We start from the raw sequence: 14,759 nt of genomic DNA, 5'->3' as shown, positions 1-14,759 counted from the left end.
GAACGTACGCATGCTGATGGTTGTCGTCAAGATTTGTTGCTTTGGCCTTATGAAAAGTTTTGGATGTGGGCCAAGCTGATGATTTCTTCGCCAGTGTGACGTCGCGTCAGGCGAACGGCCGGTTCTGCACCGCGCGTCCTTGACAGCAGGGGCTGAAGGGGCGACTTTCGGGACAACGTTGTCGAAGGGACACAACGTTCTCGAAGGGACAGGGTCACGATGGTGCCGTTCCGCCTTCTGTCCGTGCTGGCCACCGGCGCCCTGCTCGTGGGCGCCGCCTCCGCCCCCGCGTCCGCCGCTCCCACCCCGCTCGCGCCGGTCGCCGATCCGGCCTCGTACGTCGATCCGTTCATCGGGACCTCGCACGCCGCCGACGACTTCCCCGGCGCCGACACCCCGTTCGGCATGGTCCAGTGGAGCCCCGACACCAGCCCGCACCGGCCGGACGGCGGCGGCTACGAGTACGCCGACTCGGCCATCACCGGATTCGGTCTGACCCACATCGCGGGCCCGGGTTGCCGGGCCGCGGGCGACATCCCGGTGCTGCCGACCCTGGGCGCGGTCGACACCCGCGCCACCGACGGCTTCTCGCACACCCACGAGTCCGCCGCGCCCGGCTCCTACACGGTCACCCTGGACAACGGCGTGAAGACGGAGCTGACCGCCACCCCCCGCAGCGGCATGGCCCGATTCACCTTCCCCGCCACCAGCCGGGCGAACCTTCTCTTCAAGCTCACGGACAGCGAGAACGGAGTCACCGCCGCCGAGTTCGACGTGGTGAACGACAGAGAAGTCAGAGGCAAGGTCACCAGCGGCAACTTCTGCGGCGAGGGCAACTCCTACACCGTCTACTACGACATGGTCTTCGACCGGCCGTTCCGGCACAGCGGTACGGCGTTCGCCGCCGCCACCCCCTCCACCCCGCGCAGCAACGCTTCCCCCGACGCCCCCGAGACGCCGAACAAGCCGACGCTGCACGGCGCCGTGCCCCGTACGCCGCACGCCTTCGCCCCTCGCGCGAGCGGCTCCGACGGCTATGTCACGTTCGACACCACCGCCCACCGGGCCGTCCAGGCCAAGGTCGGCGTCTCCTACGTGTCGGCCGCGGACGCCGTGGGCAACCGGCAGGCTGAGAACCCCGGTTGGGACCTGGCCAAGGTGCGCGGCGCGGCCTACGCCTCCTGGAAGTCCCTGCTCGGCCGGGCGCGGATCGCCGGCGGGACGCCCGCCCAGCGGACCGTCTTCTACACCGCGCTCTATCACGCGCTGCTGCACCCGAACGTGATCAGTGACAGCAACCGCCGCTATCCCGGCTTCGACGGCAGGGTCCACACCGTGGACAAGGGGCACGCCGCCGCCTACGCCAACTTCTCCGGCTGGGACGTCTACCGCTCCCAGGCCCAGCTCGAGGCGCTGCTCGCCCCGCGGACCGCCTCCGACACCGCCCAGTCGATGGTCGACGACTACCGCCAGACCGGTCTGTTCCCCAAATGGTCGGAGAACAACGGGGAGACGTACGTCATGGTCGGCGATCCGGCGGATGCGATCCTCGCCGGCTACTACGCCTTCGGGGCCCGCGACTTCGACACGGCGGCCGCGCTCAAGGGCATGATCGCGGAGGCCACCGTCCCCAACGACGACCGCCCCGGGCTCGCCTATCTGGAACAGCTGGGCCGGCTGCCCAGCAACGGCAAGTACGGCTGCTGCAACTTCTACGGAGCGGCCTCCACCACGCTCGAGTACGACTCGGCGGACTTCGCGGTCTCCGCCCTCGCCGGCGCCCTCGGGGACACCGCCGATCAGCGCCGCTTCGCGGACCGGGCGCAGGACTGGCAGAACCTGTTCGACTTCGGCAGCGGATTCGTCCGGCCGCGCGACGCCTCGGGCACCTGGACGGCCGGGTTCTCACCGACGTCGGGCAAGAACTTCGTCGAGGGCGACTCCTGGCAGTACACGCCGATGGTGCCGTTCAACGTGCACGGGCTGGCCACCGCCATGGGCGGCGACGCGGCCATGGCCGCGTATCTGGACACGGACCTGTCCTCGCTGACCGGCGCCGGCGGACACACCGACCTCGGCAACGAACCGAGCCTGAACATCCCCTGGGAGTACGACTACATCGGCCGCCCGTACCAGACGCAGAAGGTGGTGCGTCAGGTCCAGGACCAGATCTGGACCGACAGCCCGTCCGGTCTCGCGGGCAACGACGATCTGGGCGAGATGAGTTCCTGGTACGTCTGGTCCGCCCTCGGCATGTACCCGGAGACCCCCGGCACCGCCGACCTGGCGCTGGGCAGCCCGCTCTTCCCGCAGGCGGTGATCACCCTGCCGTCCGGGCACACCCTCACGGTGAACGGCACCGGCGCGGCGGACGACGCGCCGTACGTCCAGTCGGCCACCTGGAACGGCACGGCGTGGAACGCGGCGCACGCGCCTGCCGGCGCCCTCACCGGCGGCGGCACCCTCAGCTACGCGCTCGGCACCTCCCCGAACACGTCCTGGGCGTCGGATCCCTCCGCCGCCCCGCGGTCCTACCCGGGTGCGCCCGGCTTCACCGACGTGGGAACGTCCGGTGACGCCGCCGCGGCCTCCGCGAACTTCGACGGCGCCGGCTACAGCTACTCGGCGCACGCTCTGGCCGCCGCCGGAGTCAGGCCGGGCTCGAAGGTCACCGCGAACGGGGTCACGTTCACCTGGCCCGGCGTGGCGCCCGGAGCACCGGACAACTACGAGGCGAACGGCCAGACGGTACGGGTGTCCGGCTCCGGCGGCATCTCCTTCCTCGGGGCGGCCAACAACGGCCCGGTGTCCGGCACCGCGACCGTCACCTACACGGACGGCACCGCCCAGTCCGTCCCCGTCGGCCTGTCCGACTGGACGCTGAGCGCGGGCGCCGCGTCACCGCTCCCCGGCAACACGGTGGCGGTGACCCTGCCCTACCGCAATCACGCGGGCACCGCGTCCGACGCCACCACGACGTATGTGTTCGCCACGGCGCCGGTGGCCCTGAGTCCGGGCAAGACGGTCGCCGGCGTGCGCCTGCCGTCCGATGTCGCCTCCGGTGGCCTGCACGTGTTCGCGATCGGTTTCGGCGCCGGGGCTCCGGGCGCCGCGCGGCACAAGTGACCGTCCCGGCCGGCCCGTCGGCGCGGGCGACTCCGCGTCAGCCGGCCCCCGGGCGGTCCGTGTCCGGGGCGGAGCGGGCGAGTTTCCGGGCCCATGCCGCCCGCTCCAGCAGGCGGGCGCGGCTGCGGGGCCACCAGACGAGGTCGGCCAGGAGCAGGGCGGCCACCAGCCAGGACGTGATGAACACGCCGGTCGGCGCCGTCACGGTGTCGTACCCGGCGAGCGCGACCGCGAGGACGGTGACGAGGAGGATCAGCGGGCGGCGCAGCCGGTCCTCGGCGGCGATCCGGTGCAGGCCGTCGGCGTACTCGACGACCGCGGGAGCCAGCAGGGGGTCGCCGACGGCCTCGCCGCGGCGGGTGGCCCGCACCACCGCAGCGCGGCCGGCGGGGTCCAGGTCCGGCGCGCCGGGCCAGGCCCGGCCCATGCGCCGCGCCGACCTGATCCCGTGCAACGGGCTCAGGACCAGGAAGACGACGGCGGCGCCCGGCCACGACCCCGACTCCACCAGCACGAAGGCGGCGAAGAAGACACCGGCGGGCAGCCCGGTGCCCAGCGCCCGGCACACCGGGCCCCGCTGCCACAGCCGGCCGGGAACCAGGATCACCCGCCCAGGGTGACGATCACCGGCCGCGGCCGCAATCACCGAAACGCCGCACATCCCGCCCGGAACATGCCGTTGAGTGGAGCAATCCGCGCCGTCCGAGGGCCCGGCGCACCAGGCTGGCCGGGTGACGCACGGACGGACCGGCCGGATGCCGGAGAACGGCAGCACGGCGCTGCAACCGAGGTTGCCGGAGCCTCCCGCGTGGCTGCGCTGGCTGCCGGTGCTGTATGCCGTGGCCGTCCTGCTGCTGGAGCCGGCCACGCCCGTGGACTGGCCGGTGAGCTTCGTGCTGGTGGCCGTTCCCCTGGTGGCCGCGTTCGCGCACGGGCCGGTCGTGGTCGCCGCCGCCACGGTGTTCGCGCTCGTCATGGAAGGGGTGCTGGCCGGCACGCCGTGCTGTGCGGGCCGGCCGGTGGGCTATCTGTGGGACCGGCACTACGTCGCCTCCTACGTCTGTACGGCCCTGGTGGGCGCCCTCGGCTCGATCCTGGCCGCCCACCGCATCCGGCGGGAGCGGACGCTCGCCGACGTGCGGTACGTGGCCGAGACCGCGCAACGGGTGCTGCTGCGCCCGCTGCCGCACCGGATCGGCAGGCTCCGCCTGGAGAGCCTCTATCTCTCCGCCGCCGCGCACGCTCGTATCGGCGGCGACCTCTACGAGGCCGTCCCCACCCCGCACGGGGTCCGTCTGCTCATCGGCGACGTCCGCGGCAAGGGACTGCTCGCGGTGGAGACCGCGGCCGCGCTGCTGGGAGCGTTCCGGGAGGTGGCCTACGACGAACCCGGACTGCTCGGCGTGGTCGGCCGGGCGGACGCGAGCATGAACCGCAGGGCCGCGTGGCTCGGCGGGGCCGAGACGGCCGAGCGGTTCGTCACCGCCGTGTTCGCCGAGATCCCCGCCGAGGGCGACGTCGTCCGCATCGTCAACTGCGGTCATCCGCCGCCGATCCGGTTGCGGGACGGCGAGGTGCGGGAACTGGCCGGCGGGCGGCCGGCGCCGCCGCTGAATCTCGGCATGCTGGTCGACGAGCCGTACCACGTCGACACGTACTCGTTCCGGCCCGGCGATCAGCTGCTGCTGTACACGGACGGCGTCACGGAGACGCGGGACGCGTCCGGCGCTTTCTACCCGCTGCTCGACCGCCTCCGCTCCTGGGGTCCCCTCCCGCCGGAGGAGCTGCTCGACCGGATCCACGACGACCTGCTGGCTCACAGTCACCGCGGCCTCGAGGACGACACCGCGGCGCTCGCGGTCTGTCTGCTGCCCGAGGATCCGCCGGAGCCGTGACCGGGGTCCGGGTCAGAAGGCGGTGTGGGCGAACCAGTCGTCGAGGACCGCGGTCCGTCCCGCGACCTCGAAGGCGGGGTCCGCGCACGACCGCCGTCCGTACAGCAGGAGCAGCAGGTCCGCGGCGGGGCCGTGCACCGACGCCGTGGCCGGCCCGGGCTCCTGCGTCTCCCGGTCCACGAGACGGAAGCCGTCCGGGTCCAGCCGCATCCGCCACTCCTCACCGGGGCGGCCGTCGGCGCCAGCGCACCGGAAGGCGAGGGTCTCACCGTCGCCGCGCAGCTTCGTCACGCCGGGTGCGAACAGACCGGCGTAGGGCAGGTTGACGAGGAACTCGTCCACGCCGTCCGCCGCGAGCACGGGGTCGACGGCGGAGGCCAGGCCGAGGGCGTGTTCCGCGTCGATCCGGTGCACCAGCGTCTCGAACAGCATCCGGCGGGCCCAGAAGCGCGCGTGCCGGTCCGCTCCCCACGCCCACATCGGCGCCTCGGGGTCCACGTCCCGCAGGACGGCCTGCACGGCGGGCACCCCCGCCGCCACCCAGCCGGGCTGCTCCCGCGCATCGCCGGGAAGCCCCAGCTCCACGTCGCGGCTGCGGGGCGGCTCCTGCACCAGACCGGTCAGCAGGGTGCTGAACCAGCGCTGCAGCGCCCCCACGTGCCGGGTGAGGTCGGCCAGGGTCCAGCCGGGGCAGGAGGGCACGGCGGTGGCGGGGTCGGCGCCCTCGGTCACCTCGGCCAAGCGGAGGGTCTCGCGGGCCACGGCCTCGCGGTAGGTGTCGTACGGCAGCGGATGCCCCGCCCGGTCCGTCGCTGTCATGGCTGCCGCCGTCCTGTTCTGTACTCGGCTTCCGTACTGGGCACGGATCGTGTCGGGGGACAGTCTCGGTGCTGGAGTGCGCTCGAAGGCAAGTCCGGGCTCAGCGGATCCCCTGCTCGGCCCAGATGATCTTCCCGTCCCCGGTGTACCGGACACCCCACCGCTGGGCGAGCTGGGACACCAGGAACAGTCCGCGGCCGCCCTCGTCCGTGCTCCTGGCGTGTCTCAGGCGCGGGGCCGTGCTGCTGCCGTCGAAGACCTCGCAGGTCAGCCGGGCGTCGCGGAGCAGCCGCAGCCGGATGGGCAGGGCGGCGTAGCGGATGGCGTTGGTGACGAGCTCGCTCACGACGAGTTCCGTGGTCATGGCCGGTTCCTCGCCGAGGCCCCAGCCCTCGACCTGGCGGGCGGCGAGGGCGCGCAGGGTGGCGACCGCGGCCGGGTCCGGGGGTACGTCCCAGGACGCGACCCGGTCGGCGCCCAGGGAGCGGGTGCGGGCCAGGAGCAGGGCGATGTCGTCGTGCTGCGGCGCGGGCACGAGCTGCCGCACCGCGGAGCCGCACAGGGCGTCCAGGTCCTCGCCGGTGCGGGCGAGGACCTCCCCGAGCCGGCGCATGCCGCGCTCCACGTCGTGGTCGCAGCCCTCGATGAGGCCGTTGGTGTACAGGCCGAAGAGGCTGTTCTCGGCCAGTTCGATCTCGGTGGCCTCGAAGGCCATGCCGCCCAGCCCGAGCGGGGGTCCGGCGGGGATCTCGGGGAAACCCGCGTGCCCGTCGGGGGTCACGACGACGGGTGGCGGGTGTCCGGCCCGGGCCATCGCGCACCGCCTGGTCACCGGGTCGTAGACGGCGTAGAGGCAGGTCGCGCCGATGAAGGTGCTGCGGGCGCCGGTGCCGGCGGCCGCCTCCTCGTCGCTGAGCCGGAACACCAGGTCGTCGAGGTGGGCGAGCAGTTCGTCGGGGGGCATCTCCATCGCGGCGAGGGTCTGCACGGCGGTGCGCAGCCGGCCCATGCTCGCCGCCGCGGTGATGCCGTGGCCCACGACGTCGCCGACGACCAGGCCGACCCGGGCGCCGGACAGCGGGATCAGGTCGAACCAGTCGCCGCCGACGCCTCCTGTGGGGTCGGCCGGGAGATAGGAGGAGGCCACGTCGAGGGCGGTGCCGCCGGTCAGCGCCGGGGGCAGCAGGCTGCGCTGCAGGGTGACGGCCGCCGTGTGCTCCCGGGTGTAGCGGCGGGCGTTGTCGACGCACACCGCCGCTCGGGCCACCAGTTCGCGGGCCAGCAGGACGTCGTCGGGGCCGAAGGAGACGGGGTTGAGCGAGCGGGCGAACGTGGCGAGGCCGAGGACGGTGTCCCGGGCCCGCATCGGCACGGCGATGAGCGAGTGCAGCCCGTGGGCGCGGATGCGTTCCGCGCGCTCGGCGCCCTGGGTGGCCCACAGCTCCTCGGAGGGCTCGAGGACGGGGATGAGCAGCGGATCGCCGTCGATGACCAGCCGCGCGTCCGGGGGCAGCGGAAGGAAGTCGACCCGCTCGCCGACCTGGACGACGGCCTCGGGGTTGCCCTGGCGCGCCGAGCGCACCGCCGCCCGGCGCATCACGGGCCAGGCGCGCGCCGGTCCCGCGTCGGTCAGCCACGTCCCGTGGCCCTCGGTGCTGAGCACGGATTCCAGCAGGTCCACGACGACGAAGTCGGCGAAGCGGGGAACGGCGAAGTCGGCGAGTTCCTGGGCGGTCCGCATCACGTCGAGCGTCCTGCCGATGCTGGTGCCGGCCTCGTTGACCATGGTGAGCAGCTGCCGGGCGTTCCAGCGTTCGGTGACGTCCTGGACCATGTAGCAGACGCCGGTGGTGGCCTCGCCGGGGCCGATCAGAGGGAAGAACGAGGTCGAGTAGGCGTGCCGGCGGTGGGGGTCGGCCCAGCTCCAGCCGACGTACTCGTAGTCGGTCACCGGGACGCCCGTCGCGAGCACCTTGCGCATCAGGCTCTCCAGGGCCTCCGCCTGCAGCCCGGGCAGCAGCTCGCTCAGCCGCCGCCCGTACCGCTCGGCCCTGGGGATCCCGCCGAAGCGTTCGAGGGTGTCGTTGACCCAGACACAGCGCAGCTCGGTGTCCACGACGGCCATGCCGACCGGCGCCCGGGTCAGGAAGCCGGCCAGCACGGACTGGCCCATCGTCCACCGCTGCCCCTGTTCCCGGGCGGACGCCAGGAAGCACTCGGTGCCGCCGATGCGGAACGGCGCCGAGACCCGCAGCCGGACGTCGACGCTGTGGCCGTCCCGGTGCCGTACGGCGATCTGCCCGCTCCAGCCGTTGCCGGCGCGGCACCGCTCCACGATGCCGGTGAGCCGCACCGGGTCCTCGGCCATGGCGAGCAGACGTACGGCGGGGACGCCGACGACGTCCTGTGCCTTATGGCCGAGCAACGCCTCCGCGCCATGGGTCCAGCCGACCACGATGCCGCGTTCCGATATCACCGCGGCCGCGTCGCCGGACGCGTCGAAGAAGTCGTCCGGACCCCGGGGCGTGGCCGCGCCGGAGTTCTCACGCGCACTGTCCATCAGATCCACCCATACACCACTATGGGCCTGTTTCTCCGGTGATGTGCAAGGATGCGAAGACCGGGGCCGGTGCACCCGGCTCCTCGCCCTCCGGTTGGGCCGGGCCGGTGCCCGGGGGACCATGGAAGCACCGGTCGTCGGCGCCCGCGCGCCCACCCGCTGGAGGTGAGAACCGGCATGGCTGTGGACTCCTTCGAAGCCGGCAACGAGGAGCAGGGCGAGGGGCTGCCCCGGCCGACCGGGCTGCTGGACGTGCTGAGCGTGGCCGCGGTCGCCCTGGACACCCGCGGCCGCATCGTCTTCTGGACCCCGCAGGCCGAGGAACTCTTCGGGTACTCCGCGCAGGAGGCCCTCGGCAAGCCCGCGGCGCCGCTGCTCGTGCACCCGGAGCATCTGCAGGCCGTGATGAGCCTGTTCGCCGAGGTCCTGGAGACCGGCCGGGGCTGGGCCGGCGCGTTCCCCGTGCGGCACAAGGACGGCAGCTGCCGGCTGACGGAGTTCCGGACCATGCGGCTGCTGGACGACCTCGGGGACGTCTACGCGCTGGGCATCGCGGCCGACCACACCCTGCTGCAGCGGGTCGAGACCGACCTGGCCCTGTGCGAGCGGCTGATCAACCAGTCCCCCATCGGCCTGGCCCTGCTCGATCCCGATCTGCGCTATCTCCTGGTCAACCCGGCGCTGGAGCGGATCGACGGACTGCGCGCCGAGGACCACATCGGCCGCCGGCTCAGGGAGACCCTGCCCTTCCCGGACGTCGACACCGTCGAGGCGGCCCTGCGCCAGGTGCTCACCACGGGCACGCCGCTGCTGGACCAGTTCCACGTGGGCCGTCCTCCGGTCGATCCCGGCCATGAGCACGCCTGGTCGCTGTCCTTCTACCGGCTGGAGGATCCCGGCGGCCGCCTCCTGGGCGCGGCCGTCTCGGTCGTCGACGTCACCGAGCGGCACCGGGCCGCCGCCGAGGCCGACCGGGCGCGGCGCCGCCTGGCGCTCATCGCCGACGCCTCCGCGCGGGTCGGCACCGCGCTGGACGTGGAGCAGACCGCCCGTGAGCTGGCGGAGATCGCGGCGCCCGCGCTGGCCGACGTGGTCGCCGTGGACATCCTCGACTCGGCCCTGTCCTGCCGCCCTATGCGCCGGCCGGACAACGGCCCCGAGATCTTCCGCGCCCTCGCGCTGAAGGCGGCCCACCCCACGGTCGCCGTGCGCGCCGCCGACCCCCCCGGCGACATCGCCCGCTACGACGGCGACCGGCTGGTGACGCTGTGCGTCCACACCGGGCGGCCGGTTCTGCTCCAGCACGTCGGGCCGCACGATCTGCCGCGCATCGCCCGGGACGCCGAGGCCGGCGCCCTGCTCGCCGAGGCGGGCGTCCACTCGTACCTCGCCGTGCCGCTGATCGCCCACGGCGAGGTACTGGGCGCGCTCGATCTGAAGCGGACCCGCAATCCGGAGCCGTTCGACGAGGACGACGTGGTCCTCGCCACCGAACTCGCCGGCCGGGCCGCGGTGGCCATCGACAACGCCCGCTGGTTCCAGAGCGTGCGCAACACCGCCCTCACCCTGCAGCGCAGTCTGCTGCCCGACCACTCGCCGCACCACACGGGCCTGGAACTCGCCTCCCGGTACCAGCCCGCGCAGGCCACGAGCGAGGTCGGCGGCGACTGGTACGACGTCATCCCGCTGGAGCGGGAGAAGACGGCCCTGGTGGTGGGCGACGTCATGGGCAACGGCATCGACGCGGCCGCCACCATGGGCCGGCTGCGCACCGCGACCTGCGCCTACGCCGACCTCGACCTCGACCCCGGCGCGGTGCTCCAGCACCTGGACCGGATCACCTGCGATCTGGAGCACTACATCGTCACCTGCCTGTACGCGGTGTACGACCCCGCCACCGGGCAGGCCTGCGTCGCCAACGCCGGACACATGCCGCCGGCCCTCGCACGGCCCGGTGAGGCGCCGAAGCTGCTGGAGCTGCCGGCCGCGGCGCCGCTCGGTGTCGGCGGCGTCCGGTTCGAGACGACGACGGTCGAGCTGCGCCCCGGTGACGTGCTGGTCCTCTACACCGACGGCCTCGTGGAGACCCGTCAGCACGCCATCGACGACCGGCTGAACACGCTGCTGGATCTGCTCGACGAGCCGCAGCGGCCGTTGGAGGAGACCTGTGACGTGCTCCTCTACGGCCTGCGCCATCCCGACGACCACGACGACGTGGCACTGCTCGTGGCACGGGCTCTGTAGCCGCCGGGGTGGGCCGGCGGTCGCGGGGGTGCGCGGAGCGACCACCCGGGTCGTGCCCGGTGCGCTGGTCAGCGCTGGCTCGCGGGCCTGCCCGGCAAGGGCGGCCGGCTGCCCTCGCACGCGTAGACGATCTCCACGGCTCCGCCGGGCAGGGCCCGCTCGCCGGCGAAGGCGAGTCCGAGGGACGGGTCGACCGTGGGCGTCAGCCGCATGCCGCCGCCGAACAGCAGCGGCACGACGACGAGTTCCAGCGTGTCCAGGGCGCCGAGGGCGTGGAAGGCCTGGATCGTGCGCGGTCCTCCCAAGAGGTGGACGTCGCCTCCCCGGTTGGCGGCACGGATCTTCCGCAGCAGCCGCTCCGGGTCGCCGTCGGTGACGACGTGGCCGGGGGTGCCGGCCGGGCGGCGCGAGGCGAGCACGAACACGTCGAGGTCCGGCCAGGGCCAGCGGTCGTTGGTCAGCGCGGGTTCGAAGGTGGTCCGGCCCATGACCGCCGCCTCGCATCCGGCGAGGAACTCCCGGATGCCGTGGCTCTCGCCGGAGACGAAGGCGGGGTCGGCGGTGTGCGCGGGCCATCCGGCCGGCGTGGTGACATAGCCGTCGGCGCTCATGGCCAGGCGGGCTCGGATCCTCATGGTCTGCTCCCGTTCGTGTTCGTCCTCGGGGCACCGATCGTGCCTCCGTCCAAGCGTCGAACGGGACGGGCGCGCTTCGACACACCGCCGGAAACGACCTCCACGCGGTCGGTGAGGGGCGCGGCCGCTTGTCATGCCCTCCCCCGCCGTGACAGGATCCGGCGGGTCCGGCAAGCGCGTCAGATCACTCGTCACGAAGGACTGAGGTCCATGGTTCCGGCGTCCCCCAGCGGCCGCCGTCGGTACTGAGCCGTCCGCCCGGCGGCGGCTGAGCACAGTACCCTTCGCGTCTCATCACGGCGGCCCGACGACGCGGTGTCCCGCACACCGCCCGCCTCCTCCCGGAGGCCGTTCCCGTATGCCCGGCCGTGCCCGGCTCTTCGCAGCCCATGGCCGCTGTCACCGTGAGGTCTTCGTCGTGCGCACCGATGTCCAGCGTTTCACCGTCGCCCACCTCCTGCGCCGCCCGGCGGCGTGCGAAGCCGGCGGCTTCGTCATGGGGTTCGACCCCTCGACGACCAGCCCGTACGTCAACTACGCCACCCCCTTCCCCGGCGCAGAGCCCACCGACCGCGACGTCGCCGGCCTGGTCGCCGCATTCCGTGAGCGCGGGCTGAGGCCCCGGCTGGAGTTCGCCCCGGACGCCGCCCCGGCCGTGGAACCCGCGCTGCGCCGGGCCGGTTTCGGCACCGAGGCGGTCCACGAGTACCTGGTCTGTACGCCCGCCACTCTGCTCGCGCCCGGCGCCGGCCCCGGCGCGGCGGACCCGGTGGACGTGGCGGCCCCGGCCACGGACGCGGACTACACCGCGCTCGACGCCGCTCTGGCCGAGGCGTTCGGCGGCCGGTGGGCGCCCTCCCCGGAGGGCGCGGCACGGTTGCGGCGCACCGAGGAGGGCGGCGGGGCCGTACGCCTCGTCCGCGCCGAGGACGGAGGCTGCGCCGGCGGCGCACTCTGCTCGGCGCCCGCCGAGGGCACGGCCGAACTGGCGGGAGTGGGCACGCTCCCCGCGTACCGGGGGCGTGGCATCGCCGCTGCGGTCACCGCCGCTCTGGCCGGGACCATGTTCGGCCGGGGCGCGGCGTCCGTGTGGCTGGAGTACTCGGGCGAGGGCTCCCGCAGGGTGTACGAGCGGGTCGGCTTCCGGCCCGGCGGCACGCGCCTGTACGTCTCGCTCGACGGGTGACGGCTCCGGCGCCGGTGTCCTGGCCGGCGCAGGTGTCAGTGCTCTCCGGGCAGGGGGTTGTCCTTGACGAACCGGCGGATCTCGTCCGTGAGCGCCGCCGGGTTGTCCAGCTGGACCAGGGTGCGGGCGCCGGGGATCTCCACGTAGCGGGCGTTCGGCAGCAGTCCGGCCAGGCGGCGGCCCGTCGCGGGCGGCATCATGCGGTCCTCGGCGCCCCAGGCGACCAGGGCGGGCCGGGTGAACCCCCGCAGGTTGCGGGCCGCTTCCAGGTAGCAGTCCTTCCGGGTCGCGCGCAGGAACTTCACGAAGTCACGGCGGATGAGACGGTTCGTCAGGAGCGGGCCGTACCAGCGGGCGACGAGGTCCTTCGGGAGCTGGTTCTTCGCCATGCCGCCGAGCGAGGTCCGCATGCGGGCGAGGAAGGGGAAGCGGAAGGACTGCAGGAGGACGAAGATGCCGCCCGGGACCCTGCAGGCCGCGTACAGGATCCGGCCCTGGATGCCGGGCGGGTAGTTGTCCAGGGCCTCGCAGGAGGTCAGGACGAGCCGGGCGATGCGCTCGTCCCGTACGCCGACGAGGAGTTGGGCCGTTCCGGTGTCGTTCTGGACCAGGGTGACGTCGCGCAGGTCCAGGCGTTCCATGAACTCGGCCAGCAGGCGGGCGACGCCGTGCGGGGAGAGGTCCGCGTCGGGGCGCATGGGGCGCCGGTGGCTGCCGAGGGGCAGGACGGGGACCAGGACGCGGAAGCCGGGGCCCAGGGCGGTGACGACGTGGGCCCACACCGACTCGTCGAAGCCGAGGCCGTGGACGAGCACCACGGCGGGGCCGTCGCCTCCGGTGTCCTGGTAGTCGATGGTTCCCGCGCTCAGCTCGATCTCCGGCATGCCCGCGCCTCCGCTCCGGTCGGCCGCCTCGACGACGTCTTGATAGATCGTTCTAGTGACAGAATAGGCGCGGACACGCTCGGGCGACAGCGGCTTACCGGAGGTGCCACCGTGAGCGACGGCAGGACCATCAGCACCCATGAGACCCGGCGGCGGATCCTGCACGCCGGGACCGAGCTGTTCCGGCGCTCGGGCTACACCGGCACCGGGATGAAGCAGATCGCCGAGGCCGCGGGTGCGCCCTTCGGCTCGATCTACCACTTCTTCCCCGGCGGCAAGGCACAGCTGGGCGAGGAGGTGATCCGTACCTCCGGGGCTGGCTACCTGGATCTGATCACCACGCTGATGACGCCGTACGAGGACCGGGTGGCGGCCACCGCCGACGCCTTCGCCGCCGCGGCCGGCACGCTCGCCGAGCTGGACTTCGCCGACCCCTGTCCCATCGCGACGGTCGCGATGGAGGTGGCGAGCACCAACGAGGCGCTGCGGCAGGCCACTTTGGAGGTGTTCGACAGCTGGATCGGCCGCCTCGCCGCCTATTACGCCAACGGCGGCATCCCCGGGCCCGCCGCCCGTGAGACGGCGAGTTCGGTCATCGCCCTGCTGGAGGGCGCCTTCATGCTCGGCCGGGCCGCGCGCAGCGCCGAACCGGTACGGGCGGCGGGTACGGCGGCCGCGGCGATCGTACGGGCGGCGCTGGCCGGGGCGTGAGCCGCAGCGGCCGTCAGGCCCGCCGCCGCGCCCGGTACAGGTCGCGGAGCAGGGCGATCTCCGCGCCGTGGTGCAGCACTTCCTGGTTGACCCACCACACGACGTCGAGGAAGGGTTCCTCCGCGTCGCTCCCGTAGGGGTAGGCCGAGTGCCCGACGGTGTCGAGCGCCGCGTCGTCGGCGCTCAGCAGTGTCCTCCGCCAGGCGGCGGCGCCGTGCTCGAGGGCGGCGATCGCGGCGGCGGCGTCCCCGCTGACGGCGTGGTTCTCCCGGGTCGCCGAGCGGCTGCCGGCGGTGTGGTCGGCGCGCAGGGCGAGCATCTCGGTGAGGTGGCTCAGCCGCCAGGCGAGGGTCGTGACGGGCGGCGGCCAGGGGTGCGGATACGGCGCCGCGTCCCGCCCCCACGGGCCGGCGCCGGCCAGGAAGGCCGCCCGCGGTCCCGGCCCGTCCGCGCGGGGCCTGACCGTCCAGCAGCCGGGCACCGGTTCCCAGAGGTACTCGTGGTCGGTCAGGGGCTCCACCTCGGTGTCCGCGCCGTCGCCGCTGTCCATGACCGGTCCGGCCAGCCGGCGAAGCAGCCGCTCGGACGCGAAGTCGAACTGGTCCAGCAGGGGGCGGAGCCGGGGCGGTGTCGTCGTCATAAGGCATGGTGCAGCCGCCAGACGATGCCGAGCAAGGTGCCGCGAAGTCGAGGGCGCCC

General features: G+C 73.5%; 11 protein-coding genes. 5 read left to right on the top strand and 6 right to left on the bottom strand.

Annotated elements, in window-relative coordinates; translation table 11 throughout:
- Positions 1–219 precede the first annotated feature (219 nt).
- Positions 220–3,126, top strand: a complete 2,907-nt coding sequence (locus tag ACGFZN_RS02065) for a lectin (RefSeq protein ID WP_393856513.1) — start codon at positions 220–222, stop codon at positions 3,124–3,126.
- A 37-nt stretch (positions 3,127–3,163) separates the two neighbouring features.
- Here the strand turns inward: ACGFZN_RS02065 and ACGFZN_RS02060 are convergent, their stop codons facing one another.
- Positions 3,164–3,733 (bottom strand): hypothetical protein, encoded by a 570-nt coding sequence (locus tag ACGFZN_RS02060; protein ID WP_393856512.1) that lies wholly within the window; start codon positions 3,731–3,733, stop codon positions 3,164–3,166.
- 124 nt (positions 3,734–3,857) lie between these two features.
- On the opposite strand from ACGFZN_RS02060, the gene ACGFZN_RS02055 reads away from it, so the two are divergent.
- Positions 3,858–5,021 carry a PP2C family protein-serine/threonine phosphatase gene (locus ACGFZN_RS02055; RefSeq protein ID WP_393856511.1) on the top strand — a complete coding sequence of 388 codons (1,164 nt, stop codon included), beginning with the start codon at positions 3,858–3,860 and terminating at the stop codon, positions 5,019–5,021.
- A gap of 12 nt (positions 5,022–5,033) precedes the next feature.
- Here the strand turns inward: ACGFZN_RS02055 and ACGFZN_RS02050 are convergent, their stop codons facing one another.
- Both ACGFZN_RS02050 and ACGFZN_RS02045 read right to left on the bottom strand, forming a co-directional pair.
- Positions 5,034–5,840 (bottom strand): maleylpyruvate isomerase family mycothiol-dependent enzyme, encoded by an 807-nt coding sequence (locus ACGFZN_RS02050; RefSeq protein ID WP_393856510.1) that lies wholly within the window; start codon positions 5,838–5,840, stop codon positions 5,034–5,036.
- 100 nt (positions 5,841–5,940) lie between these two features.
- Positions 5,941–8,400 (bottom strand): SpoIIE family protein phosphatase, encoded by a 2,460-nt coding sequence (locus ACGFZN_RS02045; RefSeq protein ID WP_393856509.1) that lies wholly within the window; start codon positions 8,398–8,400, stop codon positions 5,941–5,943.
- 177 nt (positions 8,401–8,577) lie between these two features.
- Between ACGFZN_RS02045 and ACGFZN_RS02040 the strand changes: the two genes are divergently transcribed.
- Positions 8,578–10,644 (top strand): SpoIIE family protein phosphatase, encoded by a 2,067-nt coding sequence (locus ACGFZN_RS02040; protein ID WP_393856508.1) that lies wholly within the window; start codon positions 8,578–8,580, stop codon positions 10,642–10,644.
- Positions 10,645–10,712: 68 nt separating this feature from the next.
- Here ACGFZN_RS02040 and ACGFZN_RS02035 read toward each other — a convergent pair whose 3' ends face one another.
- Positions 10,713–11,279 carry a dihydrofolate reductase family protein gene (locus ACGFZN_RS02035; protein ID WP_393856507.1) on the bottom strand — a complete coding sequence of 189 codons (567 nt, stop codon included), beginning with the start codon at positions 11,277–11,279 and terminating at the stop codon, positions 10,713–10,715.
- 418 nt (positions 11,280–11,697) lie between these two features.
- Here ACGFZN_RS02035 and ACGFZN_RS02030 point away from each other — a divergent pair, with 418 nt between their 5' ends.
- Positions 11,698–12,465 (top strand): GNAT family N-acetyltransferase, encoded by a 768-nt coding sequence (locus ACGFZN_RS02030; protein WP_393856506.1) that lies wholly within the window; start codon positions 11,698–11,700, stop codon positions 12,463–12,465.
- A 35-nt stretch (positions 12,466–12,500) separates the two neighbouring features.
- Here ACGFZN_RS02030 and ACGFZN_RS02025 read toward each other — a convergent pair whose 3' ends face one another.
- A complete protein-coding gene (locus ACGFZN_RS02025; RefSeq protein ID WP_393856505.1) occupies positions 12,501–13,349 on the bottom strand; it encodes an alpha/beta fold hydrolase in 849 nt (282 codons plus the stop codon).
- Positions 13,350–13,460: 111 nt separating this feature from the next.
- On the opposite strand from ACGFZN_RS02025, the gene ACGFZN_RS02020 reads away from it, so the two are divergent.
- Complete coding sequence (locus ACGFZN_RS02020) at positions 13,461–14,060, top strand: TetR/AcrR family transcriptional regulator (RefSeq protein ID WP_393856504.1); 600 nt, start codon at positions 13,461–13,463, stop codon at positions 14,058–14,060.
- A 13-nt stretch (positions 14,061–14,073) separates the two neighbouring features.
- Here the strand turns inward: ACGFZN_RS02020 and ACGFZN_RS02015 are convergent, their stop codons facing one another.
- Entirely contained in the window at positions 14,074–14,700 is a 627-nt protein-coding gene (locus ACGFZN_RS02015; RefSeq protein ID WP_393856503.1) for a DinB family protein, read from the bottom strand.
- Between the last annotated feature and the right edge of the window lie 59 nt (positions 14,701–14,759).

Source organism: Streptomyces sp. NPDC048192 (genome assembly GCF_043202415.1).
Classification (GTDB): Bacteria; Actinomycetota; Actinomycetes; order Streptomycetales; family Streptomycetaceae; genus Streptomyces.
The sequence above is the reverse complement of the archived record's forward strand: the minus strand, read 5'-3'. Positions and strand labels throughout refer to the sequence as shown.

What these genes read in the sequence shown, in the direction of transcription:
- ACGFZN_RS02045 (WP_393856509.1), bottom strand. Translation starts at nt 8,400, where the DNA reads ATGGACAGTGCGCGTGAGAACTCCGGCGCGGCCACGCCCCGGGGTCCG.
- ACGFZN_RS02025 (WP_393856505.1), bottom strand. Translation starts at nt 13,349, where the DNA reads ATGCCGGAGATCGAGCTGAGCGCGGGAACCATCGACTACCAGGACACC.
- ACGFZN_RS02035 (WP_393856507.1), bottom strand. Translation starts at nt 11,279, where the DNA reads ATGAGGATCCGAGCCCGCCTGGCCATGAGCGCCGACGGCTATGTCACC.
- ACGFZN_RS02015 (WP_393856503.1), bottom strand. Translation starts at nt 14,700, where the DNA reads ATGACGACGACACCGCCCCGGCTCCGCCCCCTGCTGGACCAGTTCGAC.
- ACGFZN_RS02050 (WP_393856510.1), bottom strand. Translation starts at nt 5,840, where the DNA reads ATGACAGCGACGGACCGGGCGGGGCATCCGCTGCCGTACGACACCTAC.
- ACGFZN_RS02040 (WP_393856508.1), top strand. Translation starts at nt 8,578, where the DNA reads ATGGCTGTGGACTCCTTCGAAGCCGGCAACGAGGAGCAGGGCGAGGGG.
- ACGFZN_RS02065 (WP_393856513.1), top strand. Translation starts at nt 220, where the DNA reads ATGGTGCCGTTCCGCCTTCTGTCCGTGCTGGCCACCGGCGCCCTGCTC.